The organism is Agrobacterium albertimagni AOL15, from assembly GCF_000300855.1.
GTDB classification, from domain to species: domain Bacteria; phylum Pseudomonadota; class Alphaproteobacteria; order Rhizobiales; family Rhizobiaceae; genus Allorhizobium; species Allorhizobium albertimagni.
In genome coordinates, this window is the sequence record NZ_ALJF01000006.1 from 300,381 (window position 1) to 322,356 (window position 21,976).

Annotated in this window: 22 protein-coding genes; 15 read left to right on the forward strand and 7 right to left on the reverse strand. The window is 61.5% G+C overall.

The window, feature by feature from the left end; all coding sequences use genetic code 11:
• Window positions 1–6 precede the first annotated feature (6 nt).
• From QWE_RS08495 to QWE_RS08510, 4 genes are all read right to left on the reverse strand, one after another.
• A complete protein-coding gene (locus QWE_RS08495; RefSeq protein WP_006725699.1) occupies window positions 7–1,920 on the reverse strand; it encodes an AAA family ATPase in 1,914 nt (637 codons plus the stop codon).
• Window positions 1,921–1,922: 2 nt separating this feature from the next.
• Window positions 1,923–3,074 (reverse strand): hypothetical protein, encoded by a 1,152-nt coding sequence (locus QWE_RS08500; protein ID WP_006725700.1) that lies wholly within the window; start codon window positions 3,072–3,074, stop codon window positions 1,923–1,925.
• Window positions 3,075–3,165: 91 nt separating this feature from the next.
• Complete coding sequence (locus QWE_RS08505; protein WP_006725701.1) at window positions 3,166–4,254, reverse strand: coiled-coil domain-containing protein; 1,089 nt, start codon at window positions 4,252–4,254, stop codon at window positions 3,166–3,168.
• 206 nt (window positions 4,255–4,460) lie between these two features.
• Window positions 4,461–4,847, reverse strand: coding sequence for a c-type cytochrome (locus tag QWE_RS08510; RefSeq protein WP_006725702.1), 387 nt, complete (start codon window positions 4,845–4,847; stop codon window positions 4,461–4,463).
• Window positions 4,848–5,170: 323 nt separating this feature from the next.
• On the opposite strand from QWE_RS08510, the gene QWE_RS08515 reads away from it, so the two are divergent.
• The 8 genes from QWE_RS08515 to QWE_RS08550 all read left to right on the forward strand — a co-directional run bounded on the left by QWE_RS08515 (window position 5,171) and on the right by QWE_RS08550 (window position 12,785).
• On the forward strand, window positions 5,171–6,061 hold the full coding sequence (locus QWE_RS08515; protein ID WP_420804551.1) for a choline ABC transporter substrate-binding protein: 891 nt from the start codon (window positions 5,171–5,173) through the stop codon (window positions 6,059–6,061).
• Window positions 6,062–6,155: 94 nt separating this feature from the next.
• The gene (gene choW / locus QWE_RS08520) at window positions 6,156–7,025 is read left to right on the forward strand and encodes a choline ABC transporter permease subunit (RefSeq protein WP_006725704.1); all 870 of its coding nucleotides are present in this window, start codon (window positions 6,156–6,158) and stop codon (window positions 7,023–7,025) included.
• Window positions 7,022–8,065, forward strand: coding sequence for a choline ABC transporter ATP-binding protein (gene choV, locus QWE_RS08525; RefSeq protein ID WP_006725705.1), 1,044 nt, complete (start codon window positions 7,022–7,024; stop codon window positions 8,063–8,065). The genes choW and choV overlap by 4 nt, the downstream gene beginning before the upstream one ends.
• A gap of 45 nt (window positions 8,066–8,110) precedes the next feature.
• Window positions 8,111–8,857: a HugZ family pyridoxamine 5'-phosphate oxidase gene (locus tag QWE_RS08530; RefSeq protein WP_006725706.1), complete on the forward strand. Its 747-nt coding sequence runs from the start codon at window positions 8,111–8,113 to the stop codon at window positions 8,855–8,857.
• Between the two features lie 116 nt (window positions 8,858–8,973).
• Window positions 8,974–9,291: an ArsR/SmtB family transcription factor gene (locus QWE_RS08535; protein ID WP_006725707.1), complete on the forward strand. Its 318-nt coding sequence runs from the start codon at window positions 8,974–8,976 to the stop codon at window positions 9,289–9,291.
• A 352-nt stretch (window positions 9,292–9,643) separates the two neighbouring features.
• A complete protein-coding gene (aptA, locus tag QWE_RS08540) occupies window positions 9,644–10,972 on the forward strand; it encodes an omega-aminotransferase AptA (protein ID WP_006725708.1) in 1,329 nt (442 codons plus the stop codon).
• 254 nt (window positions 10,973–11,226) lie between these two features.
• Window positions 11,227–11,496 carry a hypothetical protein gene (locus QWE_RS08545; RefSeq protein WP_006725709.1) on the forward strand — a complete coding sequence of 90 codons (270 nt, stop codon included), beginning with the start codon at window positions 11,227–11,229 and terminating at the stop codon, window positions 11,494–11,496.
• 182 nt (window positions 11,497–11,678) lie between these two features.
• Complete coding sequence (locus tag QWE_RS08550) at window positions 11,679–12,785, forward strand: branched-chain amino acid ABC transporter substrate-binding protein (RefSeq protein ID WP_006725710.1); 1,107 nt, start codon at window positions 11,679–11,681, stop codon at window positions 12,783–12,785.
• Between the two features lie 91 nt (window positions 12,786–12,876).
• On the opposite strand, the gene QWE_RS08555 is transcribed toward QWE_RS08550, so the two are convergent.
• A complete protein-coding gene (locus tag QWE_RS08555; protein ID WP_157790690.1) occupies window positions 12,877–13,974 on the reverse strand; it encodes an AI-2E family transporter in 1,098 nt (365 codons plus the stop codon).
• A gap of 315 nt (window positions 13,975–14,289) precedes the next feature.
• On the opposite strand from QWE_RS08555, the gene QWE_RS08560 reads away from it, so the two are divergent.
• The gene (locus tag QWE_RS08560) at window positions 14,290–15,498 is read left to right on the forward strand and encodes a DUF6250 domain-containing protein (protein ID WP_006725712.1); all 1,209 of its coding nucleotides are present in this window, start codon (window positions 14,290–14,292) and stop codon (window positions 15,496–15,498) included.
• A gap of 115 nt (window positions 15,499–15,613) precedes the next feature.
• Here the strand turns inward: QWE_RS08560 and QWE_RS08565 are convergent, their stop codons facing one another.
• Window positions 15,614–16,291 (reverse strand): SDR family oxidoreductase, encoded by a 678-nt coding sequence (locus QWE_RS08565; protein WP_006725713.1) that lies wholly within the window; start codon window positions 16,289–16,291, stop codon window positions 15,614–15,616.
• Between the two features lie 52 nt (window positions 16,292–16,343).
• Window positions 16,344–16,754: a thiol-disulfide oxidoreductase DCC family protein gene (locus QWE_RS08570; RefSeq protein ID WP_006725714.1), complete on the reverse strand. Its 411-nt coding sequence runs from the start codon at window positions 16,752–16,754 to the stop codon at window positions 16,344–16,346.
• 138 nt (window positions 16,755–16,892) lie between these two features.
• Here QWE_RS08570 and QWE_RS08575 point away from each other — a divergent pair, with 138 nt between their 5' ends.
• The 6 genes from QWE_RS08575 (at window position 16,893) to ade (ending at window position 21,967) form a co-directional block, all read left to right on the forward strand.
• The gene (locus tag QWE_RS08575) at window positions 16,893–17,294 is read left to right on the forward strand and encodes a rhodanese-like domain-containing protein (RefSeq protein ID WP_006725715.1); all 402 of its coding nucleotides are present in this window, start codon (window positions 16,893–16,895) and stop codon (window positions 17,292–17,294) included.
• Between the two features lie 182 nt (window positions 17,295–17,476).
• Entirely contained in the window at window positions 17,477–17,773 is a 297-nt protein-coding gene (locus tag QWE_RS08580) for a hypothetical protein (RefSeq protein WP_040299851.1), read from the forward strand.
• 130 nt (window positions 17,774–17,903) lie between these two features.
• Window positions 17,904–18,770, forward strand: coding sequence for an aldose 1-epimerase family protein (locus QWE_RS08585; protein ID WP_006725717.1), 867 nt, complete (start codon window positions 17,904–17,906; stop codon window positions 18,768–18,770).
• Between the two features lie 172 nt (window positions 18,771–18,942).
• Window positions 18,943–19,755 (forward strand): cyclase family protein, encoded by an 813-nt coding sequence (locus QWE_RS08590; RefSeq protein WP_006725718.1) that lies wholly within the window; start codon window positions 18,943–18,945, stop codon window positions 19,753–19,755.
• A 10-nt stretch (window positions 19,756–19,765) separates the two neighbouring features.
• Window positions 19,766–20,182: a carboxymuconolactone decarboxylase family protein gene (locus tag QWE_RS08595; protein WP_006725719.1), complete on the forward strand. Its 417-nt coding sequence runs from the start codon at window positions 19,766–19,768 to the stop codon at window positions 20,180–20,182.
• 90 nt (window positions 20,183–20,272) lie between these two features.
• Window positions 20,273–21,967: an adenine deaminase gene (gene ade, locus QWE_RS08600; RefSeq protein ID WP_006725720.1), complete on the forward strand. Its 1,695-nt coding sequence runs from the start codon at window positions 20,273–20,275 to the stop codon at window positions 21,965–21,967.
• Window positions 21,968–21,976 lie beyond the last annotated feature (9 nt).

A 21,976-nucleotide genomic window follows, 5' to 3' on the forward strand; every position in this document is an offset into this window, starting at 1 on the left:
CGAATTTCACCAAGTCCCCTCCCCCTTCATCTTCTCTATCTCGCCGATCGCCCGTTCCCGCTGACGCTCGCGGCGGATGATCTCCGACACCGCAGCATCATCCGACTTGTCGGCATAGCGGAATTCACTGTCCGCATAGCGGTTGATCTCTTGGCAGATCATCTCCATCGTCACGGGACCGCGCAGTTCGGCGATCATCGCCTTCTTCTCGTCATAGCTCTTGTGGACGAAAGCATGCGGGGTTTCGAACCAGGCATCTGGCAGTTCGACATCCATCGCCCGCATCTTGATCGCATCGGTGATGTTCTTGATGGCGCGGCCGGTGAAGCGTGGTTCGGCGAGCTTGATCGCATGCAGATAGGCGCCGACATCGGCCAGTGTCTCGATTTTACCCTCGGTCTTCTCGTGGCGTTCCCAGACCGCAACAAGCCCGTCTTCCTTTGGGCGGTCATGCTCGCCATAGGAGCGGCTGACCGCCTTCTGGATCTCTTGGCCGGCGAACAGCTGGTGTTCGCCAAGCGGGATTGAATGGTTCTTGCCGACCAGCAGCGAGAAGATGTCGATGTAGTCCTCGCGGGTCTGCGGCCCGTCGACCAGCCAGCGGGCCCCGGCGCGCTGGCGCAGCGCATCGTCGACATTCTCGGGATAGTTGGAGAACATGCCGAAGGTGGCGTTGCCGCGCACCACGGTCGAGGCGCCGGCGAAGCTCTCCATCAGAACGGCGGTCACCTCGTGCTGGCCTGATGACGCCCGGTCGTCCGAGCGCTTCGCCGTCACCTGGTCGACATCGTCGATCGTGCCGAAGCCGATGACGCGCGGGTTGAGCACGTTGTTGATGAAGCTTTTGCAGTTCTGGCCCGACTTGCCCTGATAGGACGAGATCTGGTCGACGCCGAAATTCTCGTAGTGGAAGGCATAGCCCGCCATCTTGCAGTAGTCGTTGAGCAGCCCCGCCAGCATCTGGATCAGGATCGTCTTGCCCGTGCCTGGCATGCCGTCGCCGATGAAGGTGAAGAGGAAGCCGCCAAGATCGACGAAGGGGTTCATCTGCCGGTCGAAATCATAGGCCATCAGCATCTTGGCGAGCTTCAGCGCCTGATATTTGGCAATGTGGTTGCCGATGATCTCTTCCGGCTTCTTGAAGCTCATCGTGAGCGGCTTCGATTTAACGCCCGGCGCGGCGTCGAAACCGTCGAGGGTGAAATCATCCTGATCCACACGGATATGAGCGTTTTCGAAGACGCCGAGATTCTCGAACCGCGCCTTGCGGGTCAGAAGCCCAACGAGCGCAAGATCGGCAAGACCACGCACGCGGCCGATCAGCGTCGCATCGTCGCCCGCCCCCTGCACCGCCGTATCGATACCCGCGATCATGCTTTTGAGCGCATCCTGGACCGTGTCGAAGAGGAAGTCCGGCGCGCGGATGCCGTCCAGCTGCTCGCCCTCGCCGGATACCGTGGACTTCAGATAAGCGGCAAAGGAAAAGGCGGAGACATAAGCCTGGGAGGCAAGCAGCGCCTTGAAGCGCGCGGCCTCCTCGCCCTGCAGCGGTGCACTGATATTGCGGGCCTGCAAAGGCTCCAGCTCGCTCTGCCGGGCAAAGACATCCGATATGGCAAGCGCCACCTGCGCGCCGCGCCGGACACGGTAAAGCACGGTATGCTGGGCAGGCGTCAGCAGCGGATCGGCGCTACCGGTCGCCTGGATGGTCTTGGAAAGCTCGATCTCACGCGTCCGACGCACCGATCCTGTCGAGACAGTGGATACGAACCGCCGCCCAGTGCCGGCAATCGGCGCACCAGATGTGCCCTCGCCCTGATCGAGCACCACGAAACGCGTCACCAGCCCTTGGGCGACGGCCAGATGCTTGGCGATGTCGTCTTCCCGAAGCGTCGTCAGCCCTGCCGTCAGTTCACTCATCGTCAGACCTCACTCACGACCTGGTTGCCGGAAATCACGTGAACCTTGAAATTGCCGAAGATCGGCTGGATCTCGCCCGCAGCATAGAGCGCCTGATAGGCATCATGCGGCACCAGCGCGTGTTTCTCATAGGTCGAGACACCCATGCGCGCCGCTTCGAGATCATGCGTTTCGATGTGGAATTCCTGGGTGGCCGGCGTCGAGGAGAAGAAACCCTTCACCGCCGGCTGTTCGCGCTTGGAAAACACCTCCTGCACCGTCCAGGTCATCACCCAGGCATTCTCGGGCCTGCGCACCCGGTCGAGGATCTCGGTGACGCGGCCGGAATTTTCGGTCAAGCCCGTCGAATAGAGCGGCCCGAGCACCACGCGCCGGACGGACTTGGGATGCAGTGTCGGGAAATCGCGGTCCATGTTGGTGGCGATGGTCGCCGGCGTCAGCGAATAGGCGGAATTCCTGGCACAGAAATCGTCGAATGTGCGGGCGAGCTCGGGATTGAGCAATCCGCCCACAGGAAGCGGGATCTCGACCTCTTCATTGAGCTTACCCTCGGCCGTCACAAGGATCTCCGCGACATTCTCCGAAGAATCCTCGACTGTCGCCAGATAGATCATCGGCAGGGTGCTGACCCCGTCGAAGGCGGCCCAACTGACGAGATAGGTGGGCCGGCGCGACTGCGGGTTGACACTGACGGCAACCGTCGTCGGCAAAACGAAGGGCGAGAAGATCTCGCCGGCGCTCACCTGCTCCAGATAGAGGCGCTCGGCGATCTGCTGTTGCAGAGCTGCCGGAAACTCCTTCTGGCGCAGGATGAAATCAACCATTTCCTCGCGCAGTTTGGAAACGGCGGGAATGGTCGAGAGCCGTGTAGCGGCGCCCGCGCGATCGTTTTCCAGCTCCAGCACGTTCTGAAAGATCGGAAAGCCGCTCTCGGCCTGGGCGATCTTGAACTGGCCGGTAAAGCCGATGCGGTTCTGCCAGGAGGTGAAGGAGTTTCTCAAGCGGTCGAGATAGGGCAGCAGGTGAAGCGTCGGCGGCCCCTTGTCGCCGAAGCGACGATCGGACTGGCCGAAAAACTGCTCGAGCCCTGACAGCGCCGAAGCCATGGTGGTGAAATAGTGCAGGACGGCACTGTTGCGATCGACGACGTTCATGCCCCTCCCCCCATAGACAAGACCGCTCCCCGCAAAAGCGGTACGCGGCCGGATGGCCGCGCCCACGTCAATGACATGCTGAACGTCATGCTCACGGCTTCACGTAATTGGCCGCATTGTGCTTGTCGAGAACGGACTGGAATCGGCGTGCGAAGGCTTCGTCGGCCAGCTTCTTGCGGCGCTGGATGTCCTGCGTCGAGAGCATGTTCTTCTCGTGCAGCTCCAGGAGATCGCCGATATGCCGCTGGGCGGCAGCCCCGATGCCGGCCATCGTTTCCTCTGCAGCCGTATCGACCTGGGAACCGAGCGTGTTGATCCGGTGCGCAACCTCCTGCTGAGCAGCCGTCTTCAACGAATCTTCCAGCGCCTTGTAGAGCACGATGCGCTGCTCGGTGTCGATGCTGAGCTTGTTGATCAGCGTGTTCTGCGCCGCGATCTGGTTGTTCAAGCTGTCGACAAAGGTCTGGAACATCGAGGTATAGCGCTCGAGCGTCTGGCTCTCCGCCAGGAGTTCCTGCTCGCGGGCCTGGGCCTGGTTGTAGTCTGTCGCAAGCTTCGAGCGCTGGGCTTCGAGCTCCGTGCGCTCCGACGTGTCGGTCGAGGCGGCGATCTTGTTTTCGATGTCGAGCAGCGCCGGATTGAGCGTCTCGATGCGCTTCTGGGTCTCTTCGAGATTGGCGATCGTCTGCTTGCGCCGCTCGATCACCTGCACGAGGCTCGCCTCGGAGGTCTTGTAGCGCTCCTCGAGAACCGACTTCTGTTCCTTGAGGATGCCGACGATGCTGTCCGACTTGGCGAGCAGTTCCTGCAAATTGCCGGCAAGCGACATGTTGCGGACGCGCTCGGTGCGCATGCGCTGCGCTCTCTGCTTGGAGAAGATGCCGATGAATTTTTCCATGCCGGAAAAGCTCTTCATGCTCTCGAACTCGGCACCGAAGACGTTGGTCGCATCTTCCAGCCCGATGATCAGGTCGGCGATATTCGCCTCCATCACCTTTTGCTGGTTGAGAACATCCGAGATCCGGGCATTCTCGATGTCGAAATCCTGGCCGACGAGCTTGGAATCGCTTTTGGCCAGCGTATCCAGCACTACGCTGGACTGGTCGATCTTTCCACGCATCTCCGAGACGATCTTACGCGTCTTTTCGATCTCAGTGTCGAAGCCCTGCAAAGTCGCCATGTTGTCTCCCTGTGCCGTCATCCCGGCGGCGCGCCGGACTCGTTTGTCATCACCTTAGCGCGTTTCCCCATGCAGGGAAGTATCGCAACGCACAAGCAGAGGCGGCCCTCATTCGATATGGATGATCGCAGCCTCCACACAAGAGGCGCTAGCAGAGAAATGCCACAGCCGCGAAACGGCTGTCGCATCAGGAAGTTGTGCAGGGATTACTGACCGCCGGCGGCAGGATCCTTGAGATAGGCGATGATGTTGGCGAGATCATCGTCCTTCTTGACGCCGGCATAGGCCATCTTGGTGCCCTTCACGACGGCCTTCGGCGCCTTCAGATATTCGGAAAGCAGCGCTTCGTCCCACACCTTGCCCGCACCGAAATCGGTCATGGCCTTGGAATATTTGTAATCGGCGATCGAAGCGACCGGGCGGCCGACCACGCCCTGCAGCGTCGGACCGACCTTGTTCTTCGCTTCAGTCGCGATGTGACAGGCCTGGCAAGCCTTGAAAGCCTTGGCGCCGGCGACGGGATCGCCAGCTGCGAATGCTGGAAGGGGAGTGGCAGACACGGCAAGTATCATAAGCAAGGTAGACGGCTTCATGGAAACTCCTTGATCCATAGAACGGCGCCAGCGCGTCGCATGCATATGGCAGCACCAATTCGCACGACGCGCAATCGATTGCTTTGACTGCCATCAAAATCCTTGGCTTTTTTTCAGGAACCCGAGTTCCCTGTCCTGCAGGGGCTGCAAGTCGCAAACAGGGCTGGTGCTGCGACGCAAACGCGCGGGCATCCTTGCAATTCTCCGGTATTGAATGTTGACTTGGGAACATCAATAAAAAAACCGGGAGCCTTTCCATGACGTCTCTACTCACTTGTCGCCGCAACCTTGCGGCCGCCGTTTCGCTGATTGCCATCAGCGCCATGCCGGTCTCCGCCCAGGAGCCTGAAAGCTGCTCGACCGTCCGCTTCTCGGACGTCGGCTGGACCGACATCACCGCAACCACCGCCACCGCATCGGTTCTCTTGAAGGCGCTCGGCTACGAGCCGACCACCACGGTCCTCTCCGTTCCGGTCACCTATTCCTCGCTGAAGAACAAGGATATCGACGTCTTCCTCGGCAACTGGATGCCGACGATGGAAGCCGACATCGCGCCTTACCGCGAAGACAAGTCGGTCGAGGTCTTCGGCCCCAATCTCGAAGGCGCGAAATACACGCTCGCCACCAATGCCAAGGGCGCCGAACTCGGCATCAAGGATTTCACCGACATCGCCAAGCATGCCGACGCGCTCGGGGGCAAGATCTACGGCATCGAGCCGGGCAATGACGGCAATCGCCTGATCCTCGACATGATCGACGCCAACAAGTTCGAACTCGGTGAGTTCGAAGTCGTCGAATCCTCCGAACAGGGCATGCTGGCGCAGGTCGCCCGCGCTGAAAAGGATGGCCAGCCGGTCGTCTTCCTCGGCTGGGAACCGCATCCGATGAACGCCAACTTTGCGCTGACCTACCTGTCCGGCGGCGATGACGTCTTCGGTCCCGACTTCGGCGGCGCGACCATCTTCACCAACACCCGCGCCGGCTACACGGCAGAGTGCCCGAATGTCGGCAAGTTCGTGACCAACCTCAAGTTCTCGCTCCAGATGGAGAACGAGATCATGGGCAAGATCCTGAATGACGGCCAGGACGCCGAGGTGGCAGCGAGTGACTGGCTTAAGGCCAATCCGGCGGCTGTCGAGCCCTGGCTCGCCGGCGTCACCACCAAGGATGGCGGCGACGGCCTCGCTGCTGTGAAGACGGCACTCGGCCTCTGAGCCCTGTCCAATGATGCTGGAACCGCGCGACCGGAAGGGGGATCCGGTCGCGCGGGATCCTGGGTATTAAACCTGCGGCTATCAGGGGACGAACATGGATTTTCTGACAGACAATAAACTGCCCATCGGGCCCTGGTCGAAGAGCTTCGTCGACTGGCTGACCGATAACGTCGATTTTGTATTCGATTTCATCGCTACGATTCTCAGCGCGTCGATCAACGCGATGCTCTTCGTGCTTCAGGCCCCTTTTCTCAGAGGAACCGCGCTGGAAGGCTTCTATCCGCTTTTCATGATCGCGCTTTTTTCGCTGCTCGCCTGGTTCATGCGCCGCTCGCTCGGTGTCACCGCCTTCACCTTCTTCGGTCTGCTCCTGATCTATAACCAGGGCTACTGGAAGGAGACCATGGAGACGCTGGCGCTGGTGCTGGCAGCCACCGGTGTGTGCATGGTCATCGGCGTGCCGATCGGCATCGCCTGCGCCCGACGCCCCTGGCTCTATGCCGTCGTCCGCCCCGTTCTCGACCTGATGCAGACGATCCCCACCTTCGTCTATCTCATTCCGGCGCTCATCCTGTTCGGCCTCGGCATGGTGCCCGGCCTGATCGCGACCGTGATCTTTGCGATCGCAGCCCCGATACGCCTGACACGGCTCGGCATCATCTCCACCCCGCCCTCCCTCGTAGAAGCGGCCGTCGCCTTCGGCGCGACCCCGACGCAGGTGCTGCGCAAGGTCGAACTGCCCTTCGCCATGCCGCAGATCATGGCGGGGCTGACGCAAACCATCATGCTGTCGCTCTCGATGGTGGTCATCGCAGCACTCGTCGGCGCAAGCGGCCTTGGCGTGCCCGTCGTTCGCGCACTCAACACCGTCAACATCGCGCGTGGCTTCGAGGCCGGTCTCTGCATCGTGATCCTTGCCATCATCCTCGACCGGATGTTCCGCATTCCCGGAGAAGAGACATGACCGACGCCGTAATCTTCGACAATGTCGACATCGTCTTCGGGGACAATCCCGAGCGTGCCCTTGAAATGGTCGACCAGGGCAAGACCCGCGACGAGATCGGCGCCAGTACAGGCCTCGTGCTCGGCGTGGCCGGCGCCTCGCTCACCGTCAAGGAAGGCGAGATCCTCGTTTTGATGGGCCTGTCCGGATCAGGCAAATCGACCCTTCTGCGTGCGGTCAACGCACTCGCGCCCGTCGTCCGCGGGAGTGTCAGCGTCCGTACCGAAACCGGCTATGTCGATCCTTACAAGTCATCGGCCCAGGTGCTGCGGGATCTGCGCATGCACACCGTCTCGATGGTCTTCCAGCAGTTTGGCCTCCTGCCCTGGCGGACGGTTGCCGACAATGTCGGCTTCGGCCTCGAGCTCGCCGGCGTTCCGGAAGCCGAGCGCAACCGGACGGTCGCCGAGCAGCTCGAACTGGTAAACCTGTCGAAATGGGCGGATCGGAAGGTCAACGAGCTCTCCGGCGGCATGCAGCAGCGCGTCGGCCTTGCCCGCGCCTTCGCAACAGGTGCCCCGATCCTTCTGATGGACGAGCCCTTCTCGGCGCTCGACCCGCTGATCCGCACCCGTCTGCAGGACGAGCTCCTCGAATTCCAGGCACGGCTGAAGAAGACGATTCTCTTCGTCAGTCACGATCTCGACGAGGCGTTCCGCATTGGCAACCGTATCGCCATCATGGAGGGCGGCCGGATCATCCAGTGCGGCACGCCACAGGAGATCGTTCAGAACCCGACCAACCAGTATGTTGCTGATTTCGTGCAGAACATGAACCCGATCAACATGCTGATCGCCTCCGACGTGATGCGCTCAGGCGTGACCGGTGAACAGCGTCAGGTCACCGGCACCACGGCGCCGGCAACACCGCTCGTCGACATCCTGGATGCCCTGTCGCGTCAGCCCGGCACGATCGGGGTCGTTGACAACGGCGTCGTCATCGGCACGATCGACGCTCAGGATGTGGTGAGCGGGCTGACGAAACATCGCCGCAAGGCGTAGCGTGCCCTTCCCCGCATCGACATCAGGCGCATGCGGGAGACGGCGATGAAAGACAAGCCCCAGATTATCCGGGATACCGACGAAGATGCGCGCCGCCAGGCGCGCATTCTGCTGCGGGGGGCGCGATTCGCGGCCATCGGCGTGATCGATCCGGAAACTGGCTTTCCTTTCGTCAGCCGTGTGCTGCTCGGCATGGACAGCGACGGCGCCGCCGTCATTCTCGTCTCCAGCCTGTCCGCCCACACGACGGCCCTGCTCGCCGATCCGCGCGCCTCGCTTCTGACGGGGGAACCGGGCAAGGGCGATCCGCTGGCCCATCCGCGCCTGACGCTGCAATGCACGGCCGAAGCCGTCGAGCGCGACAGCGACACGCACCAGAGACTGCGCAGCCGCTTCCTCGCCCGCCATGCGAAATCGCAGCTTTACATCGACTTTCCCGACTTTCGTTTCTTTCGCTTGCGCCCCGAACGGGCGAGCCTCAATGGCGGATTCGGCCGTGCCTATCATTTGAGCAGCGAAGATTTCCTCATCCCGCAAATCAATGATGATTTGTTTGAAAGTGAGGCTGCCTTACTGCGAGAATTAGGGGGGCGGCATCCAGATCTCGCAACACGCATTGCCATGAAAACTTATGGTACATCTGAGGGTGACTGGCGCATCGCCGCCATCGATTCGCATGGAATCGACATAGTTTTCAAAGACTTGCTTATCCGACGCGAATTTGTGACGCCGATCACAAATGTCCAGCATCTGCTATTAGAGTTACCTAAATCAGTATACGCAGTACCTTAAATTTAGGCATATACAATTTTGATGATGCTGGTAGAGTTTGGCTTCCAATTAAGTGATGGATTTTCAACGACTGCCACTCCCCCCAAGGGCGCTCGACCAAGGAAAGTTGAACTGAGATGAAAACGAAAGCTTTGTCTGAACAATCGACCGTTGCAGCAGGTTTGCTGTCCGCCATGGCAAACCCGAAGCGACTGATGATCCTCTGCAGCCTCGTCGAAGGTGAGGTTCCCGTCGGTGTTCTGGCGACCCAGGTCGGCCTGAGCCAGTCGGCTCTGTCGCAGCACCTCTCCAAGCTTCGCGCACAGAAGCTGGTCAAGACGCGCCGCGACGCACAGACGATCTACTATTCCTCGACGTCGGAATCGGTGATCAAGATCCTCGCAACGCTCGAAAGCATCTATTGCCCTCCGGCAGCGAGCAAGACCGCCGCCTGATGACAGCGCTGCCAGACGCGACCCGGTCGAGGGTGGGAGGAGATCGGTTCGCCATCCGCTCGCGCGGATGAACCTCTGGCATTTCATGTTTCAAAGCCCCGGATGGCATTGCCTCCGGGGCTTTTTTGTTTGGCTTCCCAGGCGACGAGCCTTCGGAAGCGGCAGATTGCGGACGCCGTGCGTTTCCATCACCCGAATTCAGCGATCCATGACCTTTGTTGATGCGCGCCAGCCGGTGTCTTGACCATGCCTTGCGCCCTGATAACGTGACGGCGCAATCAACGGATTTCGGCCCTTGCAGCCGGCATCAGGGAGAATGGCCGCCCGCGACCAAAGGGCCATGGAGAACACGATGTCTAACCGCCTGAATTCCACGCCGAACGACCTGCGCGCCTTCTGGATGCCGTTCACGGCGAACCGCCAGTACAAGAAGGAGCCGCGCCTTTTCGTCGGCGCCAAGGACATGCATTACACCACCCATGACGGCCGCCAGGTGCTTGATGGCACCGCGGGCCTCTGGTGTGTGAACGCCGGCCACTGCCGCCCGCTGATCACCGAAGCGATCCGCGAGCAGGCCGGTGAGCTTGATTACGCGCCGGCCTTCCAGCTCGGCCATCCCAAGGCCTTCGAACTGGCCAACCGCCTGATCGATCTCGCCCCCGACAACATGGCGCATGTGCTTTACACCAATTCCGGCTCGGAATCGGTGGAGACGGCGCTGAAGGTGGCGCTCGCCTATCAGCGCGTAAAGGGGCAAGGGTCCCGCACCCGTCTGATCGGTCGCGAGCGCGGCTATCACGGCGTCAATTTCGGCGGCATCTCGGTCGGCGGCATCGTCTCCAACCGCAAGATGTTCGGCACGCTGTTGACCGGCGTCGACCACCTGCCGCACACCCACCAGCCGGCGAAGAACGCCTTCACCAAGGGCATTCCGGAGCATGGCGGCGATCTCGCCGACGAGCTGGAGCGCATCGTCACCCTGCATGACGCCTCGACCATCGCCGCCGTCATCGTCGAGCCGGTCTCCGGTTCGACCGGCGTTCTGATCCCGCCCAAGGGCTACCTGCAGCGCCTGCGCGAGATCTGCACCAAGCACGGCATCCTCCTGATCTTCGATGAAGTCATCACCGGTTTCGGCCGCTTGGGTGCGCCTTTTGCTGCCCAGTATTTCGACGTGAAGCCCGACATCATGGTCACTGCCAAGGGCCTGACCAACGGCGTCATCCCGATGGGCGCGGTCTTCGTCACGGCCGAGATCCATGACGCCTTCATGCAGGGCCCCGAGCACATGATCGAGTTCTTCCATGGCTACACCTATTCGGGCAACCCGATCGCCTCTGCAGCCGCCCTCGGCACGCTCGACACCTACAAGGAAGAGGGTCTGTTGACCCGCGCCTCCGAGATCGCCTCCTACTGGGAAGAGAAGCTGCATTCCCTGCGCGATTGCCCTAACGTCATCGACATCCGCAATCTTGGCCTGATCGGCGCGATCGAACTGAAACCGATCGATGGCGAGCCGACGAAGCGCGCCTTCAACGCCTTCCTCAACGCCTATAATGACGGCCTGCTGATCCGCACCACCGGCGACATCATCGCGCTGTCGCCGCCGCTGATCATCACCCACGAACAGATCGATGAGCTGTTCGACAAGCTGCGTAAGGTGCTGATGAACAACATCTGAGCCAGCCGCTCGAGACCCAATGCAAGGAAGCGGCCCGTGTGGCCGCTTTTTTGTAGCTTGCGCGAGGCTGACCATCGGATTCGCTCCCGCTTGTCGCCTGTCGCACCATCCCGTATCCTCTGGGGAATCGCACGTTCGATCCTGGCGCAGATGATCGCGAAAGGCCCGGGCGACGAGTTCAGCACATCCGCAATCGTCATCACCGACATCACGTCGCAAAGGCCGCGAGCGGATCTGGTCCCTGGAGGAAATCCGTGGTCGACCTCTTCAAGCGCATGTTCGTTAAAGACCTTTCCCTCGCAACCTCCCCCACAAGGGCAACCCCGGAACCCGAGGCGATCGCCGCAGCGCGCGCCGATGAGGCCCGTCTTGCCGCACGCAGGGCTCAGATCAGCAACGATCTCTTCGAACTTCAGCAGATCGCCATGGCGGAGCTCGCGCTGCGCCGCGAACAGGATGCAGCAGCCGCAAAAGCCGGCTTCGAAGCCGAAGACGGTGTTGCTGGCCGTATCCTGACCGTCTGAAGACAGGCCTGCACCATCAGGCCGAATTCTGCTCCGACAAAGCTGTGGCGTGATCACGCACCGCGGCATCGGCTCTTTTGCTGCTCGTCGTTTTTGTCTAAAGCGATCATGGGGAGCAACAAAAGAACCCGAATGACGCGGAAACCGACAGAGATCGGTCGCGCCGACCCAAGGAGCAGGACATGAAATTTCAACTTCTCGCCAGCGCAGCCCTTGCCGCGCTGATCGCCAGCGCCCCCGTTGCCCGCGCCGAAATTGTGCTCGGCCTGATGGCGCCGCTGACCGGCCCGCTTGCCGCCGTCGGCGCGCAGATCAAGAACGGCGCTGAAACCGCCGTCGAGGAAATCAACAAGAAGGGCGGCATCAACGGCGAACAGGTAAGCCTGAAGATCGCTGACGATGCCGGCGAACCGAAGCAGGGCGTCTCTGCGGCAAACCAGCTCGTCGGTGAAGGCGTTCGTTTCGTGGTCGGTCCGGTCACGTCGGGTGTCGCCGTTCCCGCCTCCAGCGTCCTTGCCGAAAACGGTGTGCTGATGGTCACGCCGACCGCGACCGCCCCTGACCTCACCGCCCGGGGCCTGACCACGGTGCTGCGCACCTGCGGCCGCGACGACCAGCAGGCCGATGTCGCCGCCAAGTTCGTGCTGGCGAGCTTCAAAGACAAGAAGATCGCCATCCTCGACGACAAGGGCCAGTACGGCAAGGGTCTCGCCGACGCCTTCCAGGCAGCCTTGAACGCCGGTGGCGTCACCGAAGTCTTCAAGGATTCGCTGACCGCAGGCGAAAAGGATTTCGGCGCCCTTATCACCCGCCTGAAGGCTGAAGGCGTCGAGGTTATCTACTTCGGCGGTTACCATCCGGAAGCCGGCCTGATGGTCCGCCAGATGAAGGATGCCGGTCTTTCTGCCCAGCTGATCGCCGGTGACGGCCTGTCGAACAACGAATTCGTCACCATCGGCGGCGACGCTGCCGAAGGCACCATCTTCACCAATGCCGCCGACGCGTTGAAGTCGGACGACAGCAAGGCCGCCGTCGACGCGCTCGCCGCGAAGAACATCCCGGCAGAAGCCTTCACGCTGAACACCTATGCCGCCGTCGAAGTGATCGCCGCCGGCATCGCCAAGGCCGGCAGCACCGACGACGCGGAAGCCGTGGCCGCAGCCCTCAAGGACGGCTCGGAAATCCCGACCGCCATCGGCAAGCTGACCTATGGCGAAACCGGCGACCTGACCTCGCAGAGCTTCGCCGTCTACAAGTGGGAAGCCGGCAAGACGGTTGCTGCCGAATAAGCGGACGTGTTCCGAGACACTGAAAAGGCGGCCCGCGAGGGTCGCCTTTTTTGTTGGATTGAAATTGTCGGCAGCCAATTTCCGCCTGCAGTCACTCGGTGGATGTCTGAGGCTGTGGATCCGCGATTTCCACCTCCGCAGGCGGCCCGCCCATCAGCTGACTGATCCAGCCCAGGGAGCGCGAAGGCGCAGCGAATGTTGCGACGGCAATGGCGATCGGCACACCGATGAACGTGCCATATGCCCCCCAGAGGAAGGTCCAGAGGAAGATCGATATCAGGACGACGAACGGCGACATGGACAGGGCATCGCCTGAAATCCAGGGCTCGATGTAGTTCCCGAACAGGAATTGCAGCACCATGAGGCTGAAGAAGACGAAAATCGCGAAACTCGGATCGAGGAACTGCGCCAGCACGAAGAGGCTCGGCACGATAGTGGCGATCAAGGGTCCGATGAACGGGATGAAGTTGAGCACGAAACCCATGACGCCCCACTCCAGCGCATAGGGCACCCCGGAGATCATCAAGAAGATTGCGATCAGGATCCCGGTCATCAGACTGATCAAGGTGCGTACGGCGATATAGATCCGCCACCGACGGGCGGTCTCACGGCACGCAGTCAAAATATGGGCGGAAACCTGCCCGTGCGGCAGCCGTTCGACGACGCGCCGCGCCCGCGAAATCTCGATGAGGCCGACCATGACATAGGCCAGCACCACCAGCCAGAAGGTCATCGTCTGCGCCATGCGCGTCACGGCTTGCTGTGCAAGCCGCAGCAACCACGGCACGCTGACCGTATCTGCCCAGATCCCGGCAATGCCGATACCGTTCTCCTCGAGCCAGGCGGCCGCATTCCGATAGAGTTCCTGGTAGTAGGTGGCGTTGTCGCTGATCAATCGCCAGATGGTGTTGAAGGCCCAGATCGTCGAAGAACTGAGGCCGATGATCACGGCGACAATGCCGATCAGCGTTAAGATGATGGCCAGCGGTGCAGGCATGACGGAAGACAACCGCTGCTGCACGGGCCAAGCGAAGGCGAGGATGAAGATCGCAAGCGACAGCGGAGCAAGAAATGCACCCGCCGCATAGGCGGCCCAGAGACTGAGAATGATGGCGATGATCGTCAGTTGTGGTCGTGCCGCTGCTGCCTGCAATGCTTTGCTCCCCGCCTCGTTCTTCCACCAGCGCATTCCGCATGCACCGATGCGACGCATGGCGCCGGGGCAAGTGAAGCGCATCGCGGCCGGAGGCACAAGTCACGCCCCCGTTGGCACATGACAGAACGCAGACACCACCGAAATGCACGACAGATCCGGTACTGGCCGTATACTCGGATACCGCCCACACCCTCCGACATATAGTTCAATGTCCCAGATCAAGTCTCGTTCTACGAGTATTCTGGACAGCTTCGCTCAATGTTCCGCTGCAAGGAGTATTCAACTCAACCCGGTGGGACTCTCATGGCGCCAATTATACTCATTACCTTCGCAGGCCGACGCAACCGAATGGAAATCCTCACAAACTATGTGAGGGCGGCCCTTTCCGCCGGAATCATCGACGAGTGGCACGTCTGGGATTTCACCCGTTCCGAAGAGGATCGCGTCTGGGTCTCCGAGAACTTTGGGCCGGCGCGTTTCATGCATCCGGATACCCCTTACAATCCTGCGGGCGAGGTGACCGCCTTGTCGCCCTTCCGCATGGATGCGGGCATTGGCGGCGATCTGCATCTGGCATTGCTGCCCAAGAACGATCCGAATTTCTTCTACGAGTTTGTCGTCGGCGGCTGGGACAACCAGTTGAGCGCAGTTCGCAAACTCGCCCGGTCCGAACTTGCGACGTTCAATCGGGACACGGCTCCGCGCATTGCCGAGTTTTCCACACCGGGCATCCTCTCTCCCAGCCTTCCCAACCCAGTCGCAATGGCGATCGACCGCAATGGACATCCGGTACTGACTGTCAACGGCATGAAGATCGGTCCGATCACCGAGATCAATCTCTCGGGGGGTGCCGATGTGATGGTCCGTGGCGGCTGGGGTGCTGACCTCGAGATCCTCAACGTCAACGACAAGGTCCGTCGCTACATCGGTCCGCGGAACGAGAAATATCCCTACCACCACACCTACGCCTACTACTCCAAGCACGCGAACCGTTTCCAGGACGCGATTTTCATGAAGTGCGACGATGACATCGTCTACATGAACCTGGAGCGTCTGAGCGATTTCATCGCCTTCCGCCGGGACAATCCGACCCCCTTCCTGGTGTCGGCCAACGTCGTCAACAATGGTGTCTGCGCCCACTGGCAACAGCGGTCCGGCTCTCTGCCCATCGAAGTCGGCCACTTCGAAATGCCGCCGGGTGGCCTTAACGGCAGCCTGTGGGAAAGCGGGAACCGTGCCAATGCCCTGCACGACTATTTCCTCCAGACGCCGGACAAGCGCATGCCACTTGTCCAACCGGTCGTTGAGGTGAAGGAACGGGTATCGATCAACTTCATCTCATGGCTAGGTCAGGATCTGAAGCACTTCGGTTTTAGGCGTCTGGGCGACGAGAAGGCCCTAGCCGTCGACATGCCACGGCTTCTGAACCGGCCCGTGGCGATCTACTCCGACTTCGTCGTCAGCCACTTGAGCTTCGGGCCGCAGGAGGCAGAACTGCATGTCGATCGACTGGTATCGGCATACGGCGATCTGATGCGGCTGCAACTGGCGGCGTGATTGCGCCCCAGGCGTGGGCTCGAACGAGAGATTGGGCCCGCGCAAAGCCGCCCATACGAGGGGCGGCAGCCTACGCTATTGCGAGACTAGCGGCCCCTTCAGCGCTCGCGCCTCCTCACTCCTCGTAGATCATCTTTCGCGTCATGCCACCATCGAGCGTCAGCACTGCTCCGGTCATAAAGCCGGCATCGGCGAGATAGAGCACGGCTTTCGAGACATCTTCCGGTCGCCCGACGCGCCCGGCGGGGTGCTGGGCGTGGTCTTCCGGCCGCAAATCGCGCTCTCCCGAGATCCAGCCAGGCGCGATGCCATTGACCCTGATCTTCGGGCCGAGACTGACCGCAAGGGCATGAGTCAGCCCGTAAAGACCGCCTTTCGAGGCGGCATAGGCTTCCGTATTCTTTTCCGACATAAAGGCACGCGTCGACAGCATGTTGACGATGGATGCCCCCTCACCCATCAGGGGCACGGCAGCACGCGTCATCAGAAAAGCGGCCGTCAGGTGGCTGTCGGTGACCTTGCGCCAGTCGTCGAGCGAGAGACTGCTGATCGGGCCCCAATCGGGAGTGGCAATGCCGGAATTGTTGACGAGGAGATCGAGACTTGTCCAGCCGAGCTCCGCGAAGGCCGCCGCCACCGCTGCCTCGTCGGAGACGTCGCAGAGGACCGACGGGATGCCGGCCGGCGCCTCCTTCAGATCGAAAGAGGCCACCTCGTAACCGGCGGTCTGGAGAGCGGTGCAAACTTCTGCGCCGATGAGGCCGGCGCCACCTGTGACGATTGCATGTTTCATGAAGCCCTCAACGGCGGCGGACGGGGAAAGTTTCGCCTGGAATTCGCCAGCATCAAAGCAGCCGGTCGCGATACTCCGCCGACGGCAGCCAGCAGCTGTCGCGTTTGCCGAAGAGCCGGTAGCGGTTGCGCGCGATCAAGAGGTAGAGCGGGTCGCGGATGAAACGGGGGATGAGCCGGAAGACCGACAGGACCTTCCAAGGCCAGCCGAGGCCGGCATAGATCGACAAGACGGCATCGCTGTCGCGCAGCATATGCTCGCCGTCGACCACAATGATGCTGTCGGGATTGGCTGGATCGATGCCGAAGCGGCGATAGAGCGCCGAGCCCACCTCGCCCTGCATTGAAGCCAAACGAAACCGCTTCTTGCCATCGTGCGATAGCACGAATTGCGCATTCGCCGAACACAGGATGCATTCGGCATCGAAGAGGATGATCGGGCCGGCAACGGGTACAGTGTCCATGTGAGACAGGCTAGGCGCTTTCGAGATCGCCGACAATGCGGCAAGCCGTCTTTCGGCAAGGCAGTTCGTGACAGACGCTGCGACAGAGGTAGGATAGCGAAACATCGCAACGGGTGGACTGAGGTCGGGAGGATCGACATGAAGAAGGGCTACAAGGACCTGCTGGCGGAGGCCGAGGCGCTGGTCGAGGCAGTGGATGCGTCGGAGGCAGCGCGTCTGCATTCGGCGAGCAATGTCGTCTTCGTCGATCTACGCGACCCGCGCGAACGCGAGCGCGAAGGTACGATCCCGGACTCCTTCTCCTGCCCGCGCGGCATGCTGGAATTCTGGATCGACCCGGAGAGCCCCTACCACAAACCCGTCTTTGCCGAAGAGAAACTCTTCCTCTTCTACTGCGCCAGCGGCTGGCGCTCGGCGCTGGCGACGAAGACGGCCCTCGAGATGGGGCTGGAAAATGTCTGCCATCTGGAAGGCGGCTTTTCCGCCTGGCGCGATCGGGGCCTTCCGGTCGAGGCGGTCGTGGCGAAAACGAAGGGCTGACGGGCCACACGTTGAATACCGAGGCCCGCTGCTCTATCTTGAAGCGTGAAAGCCGCACGATCGCAACCCTTTCGCATGACGGCGACGAGGTTCGATCGATGGTTCCCAACGGCCCGCTCTCGCCTGGTCCATGACAGGAGGTCATGGCGGTGATTCGGGCCAAGTCTCGTCAGGAGACGATCATGGTCGAACGCATCAGCAGGACTTCATCAAGCGCCGCCTCTTCGCAGACAGAAGGCGGTCATACGCTGAACCTTGGTTCCGACGCGCAAAATGCCTGGGTCGCTGCCCGCCAGTCGAAGATCAATCACGACCTCGAAGAACGACAACAGCGGGATGCAGAAGAGAAGATCGCTCACGATTCACCGGCGGAAGACGGCGGCGCGGAAGAGAAGCGCCTCTCCGGCGAGAGTGAGCGCATCGGCACGCAGAATTTCGATGAAAACACCCCGTTCGGCGAGCGCGTCGTGATCGTCTGAGACGGGTTGTTTCTCGGAAGGATGCCCAGCCAAAGCAACCCTGCAGGGTTCGAGAGAGATGCTCGACATACCCGCGTCGCACTTTGCCGCCAATCCCTTTAGGGTGCGGCCAAACAGACGAGGACCATCAATGCCCCATACGATTCGCATCGCAAACGAGGAACTTGCCGTCGAGGTCTCGACGCTTGGCGCAGAGATGCAGTCCTTGAAGACCGCGGATGGCCGGAATTTCCTGTGGGACGGCGATGCTGCCTGGTGGACGGGGCGGTCACCTATCCTCTTCCCGATCGTCGGCAAGGCGCCGGACGACCGGCTGGCGATCAACGGCCAGACCTATCCCATGGCGCAGCACGGCTTCGCCCGCCGGCGGGAATTCACGATTGTCGAGCAAGCGGCGACGGCCTGTCTTCATGAACTGGTCTCGACCGACGAGACGCGCGAAGCCTATCCCTTCGATTTTCGCCTGACGCTGGAGCACCGCCTCGACGGGCGCAGCCTGTCGGTGACGGCGACGGTCGAGAACACCGGCGACCGGCTCCTGCCCTTCGGCCTTGGTTTTCACCCCGCCTTTCTCTGGCCTTTGCCTGGCGCCGAGGGCAAGCCCCATCATGTTCAGCTCGACAACGGCGCCGAACCTGCCGTGGTGCAGCTCGAAGCCGGCCTGATCGGCAAGCGCCTGCCCTCCCCCTTCACGGCCGGCAGGCTCGATTTGCACCATTCGCTCTTTGCCAATGATGCGCTGGTCTTTCCCGAAGATGCAGGCACGGGGCTCAACTATGCCGCAGAAAACGGGCCCTCGATGCATTTCACCTTCGAGAACCTGCCCAATATCGCACTCTGGCAAAAGCCCGGCGCCCCATTCCTCTGCGTCGAGCCCTGGCACGGCATGGCGGCCCATGCAGGTGGGACCGCAGAACTGGTCGAGCGGCCCTATACGGTGGCACTGCCGGCGGAAGAAGTCATGCGCTTCGGCTTTACGGTCGAGATCAGAGGGTAAGGAAGAAGGTCCCATGCGCCCCGATCGAAGGCGCGCCTTTTCATCGACGGCGGCGACCCGCTCCGGGAAATTCCGCCGACGGGGCTTACGGACTAGCGCCCGATACACCTCTTGCCCGTTACCATGCTTCGGATACTCTCCACCGGTCAACAACCGTGGAGAGGGCAGGCCTATGTGCAATCATTGCGTGATCGAGACTGTGAAGCAGAACATGTTGTCGAGGCGCTCCCTGTTCAAAGGCATGGCCTTTGCAGGCGCAGCGACCGCCACCGGCGGGATTGCAAAGCCGGTTCTGGCGCAACAGAGCCCGAGCAAGGTGGTGGACCTCACCCATGCCTATGACGGCAGCTTTCCGACCTTCGACGGCAATCCCGGCATCGAATATGAATGGGCGGTGGAATTTGAAGGCAACGGCTACCAGCTTCACAAGCTGACGATCTTCGAACACACAGGCACCCATATCGACGCGCCCTTCCATTTCAGCGCCGACGGCAAGAGCGTCGACCAGATCGAACCGCAACAGCTGGTCGCCCCGCTCGCCATCATCGACATCACCGACCGCGCCAAAGAAGACGCCAATGCAATGGTCGAGGCGGCCGACGTCGAGGCCTGGATCAGCGCCAACGGCGAGTTCCCGAGAGGCGCGGTCGTGGCGCTCCGCTCCGGGTGGGCGAAGAAGGTGACGGACCCGTCCTTCCGCAATGATGGTGAAGGCAAGTTCGCCTTCCCCGGTTTCGGCAAGTCGGCGACCGACCTGTTGGCGACACTCGACGTTGCCGCAATCGGCGTCGATACGCTGTCACTCGATCCCGGCAATTCGGCCGACTTCGCCGTGCACAACAGCTGGCTGCCGGGCGGACGCTACGGCATCGAATGCCTGAACAATTTGGAGGAGCTGCCGGTCACCGGAGCGACGATCATGGTCGGCGCACCGAAGCACAAGCGCGGCACCGGTGGGCCGGCCCGCGTCCTGGCGCTGGTTTGAGGACGACCACATGGCTGTCCTCCCTCTCCTCAGCGACGAGGAGGCGAGCGCGGAAGCGCTCGCCGTCTTCAACGATATCAGAACAAAACGCGGCACCGATTACGTCAACAACTTCTGGCGGGCGCTCGCGCATGATCCGGACGAGCTGAAATCCGTCTGGGACCGGCTGCAGACGGTGATGGCACCGGGCGCGCTCGATCCGCTGGTCAAGGAACTGATCTACATCGCGGTATCGGCCACCAATGGCTGCGCCTATTGCGTTCACTCACACACCGCCTCGGCCAAAGCCAAGGGCATGACGCCAGAAATGCATGCCGAACTCCTGCAGGTGATCGCCATGGCGAGCCGCACCAATGCGCTGGCGGTGGCGCTGGGCGTGCCGGTGGACGCGCGGTTTGAGGCACAGCCTCCGGCGAAGGGGGATTGAGCCGCAGCACGACAGATCGAGATCGCGACCCTTTCCCTCTACCCGTCCCAGTCGTTACAGTGCCGGGAACAACAGAATCGGAGACGCCGCATGACCGACCTTGAACGCCGTATCGACCAGGGCACCGGCCGCGAGCCGGCGGATATCGTCCTGAAGGGTGGGCGGTTCTTCGACCTGGTCACCGGCGAACTGGTCGCATCCGACATCGCGATATCAGGCGAGACGATCATCGGCACAGTCGAGGATTACGAGGGTCGCGAGGTCGTCGACATCACCGACAAGATCGTGGTGCCCGGCTTCATCGATACGCATCTTCATATCGAAAGCTCGCTGGTGACCCCGCATGAATTCGACCGCTGCGTGCTGCCCTATGGCGTAACGACAGTGATCTGCGACCCGCACGAGATCGCCAATGTGCTCGGCACCGAGGGCATCCAGTACTTCCTCGATTCGGCCGAGCAAACGATCATGGACATCCGCGTCCAGCTGTCGTCCTGCGTGCCCGCGACGCATCTGGAAACCTCCGGCGCGGATCTGCCGATCGAACGGTTGTTGCCATTCCGCGATCATCCGAAGGTGATCGGCCTTGCCGAATTCATGAATTTCCCGGGCGTGATCCACAAGGATCCAATCTGCATGGCAAAGCTCGAGGCCTTCCAGGACGGCCATATCGACGGCCATTCGCCGCTGCTTTCAGGCCGGGATCTGAACGGCTATCTCTCCGCCCGCATCCGTACCGATCATGAATGCACGAGTGCTGCGGAAGCCATGGAAAAGATCCGCAAGGGCATGCATATCCTGGTGCGCGAAGGATCGGTGTCGAAGGATCTGCATGCGCTGATGCCGATCCTCACCGAGCGGCTTTCGCCCTTCCTTGCGCTCTGCACCGACGACCGCAATCCGCTCGATATCGCCGAGCAGGGCCATCTCGACTACATGATCCGTGAAGCGATCAGGAACGGTGTCGAGCCGCTCGCCGTCTACCGCGCCGCCTCGATCTCGGCGGCCCGCGCCTTTGGTCTTCGGGATCGAGGCCTCGTGGCACCGGGCTGGCGCGCCGACCTCGTCGTTGTCGACAGCCTCGAAAACTGCAAGGCCGAGATGGTGTTTTCGGGCGGCCGCCGCGTCACCGATGCGCTCTTCTCCACCCGCAAGCCGGTAGCCCCGGTCGGCCTCGACAGCGTCAAGGCGCGTGTCGTCAAGGCTGCCGATTTCGGCGTGCCAGTGGCCGAAGGCGAAACGCCCGTGATCGGCGTGATGCCCGGCAAGATCATCACCGAGCATCGCCGTTACAGGCTGCCGACCTCGGGCAACCAGACCTCCGTTGATCTCGCAAACGACGTGATCAAGGTCGCCGTCATCGAGCGCCACGGCAAAAACGGCAACCACGCCAATGGCTTTGTCCAGGGGTTCGGCCTGAAGAAGGGCGCGATCGCCTCGACCGTAGGCCATGACAGCCACAATATCTGCGTGGTCGGCGTCTCCGAGGAGGACATGGCGATCGCCGCCAATCGTCTGGGCGAAATCAAGGGTGGCTTCGTCGTGGTCGAGGACGGCAAGGTGACCGGCGAGATCCCACTCCCCGTCGCCGGCCTGATGAGTCTCGAACCCTATGAGAGCGTGCGCGACACGCTGCATCACTTGAGACAAGCCGCCTATGCCCTTGGAACGCAACTCGAAGAGCCTTTCCTCCAGGTCGCCTTCCTGCCTCTACCGGTGATCCCGCATCTGAAGATTTCCGACAAGGGCATGGTGGATGTCGACAAGTTCTGCCTGATCGGGTGAGGATTGGCA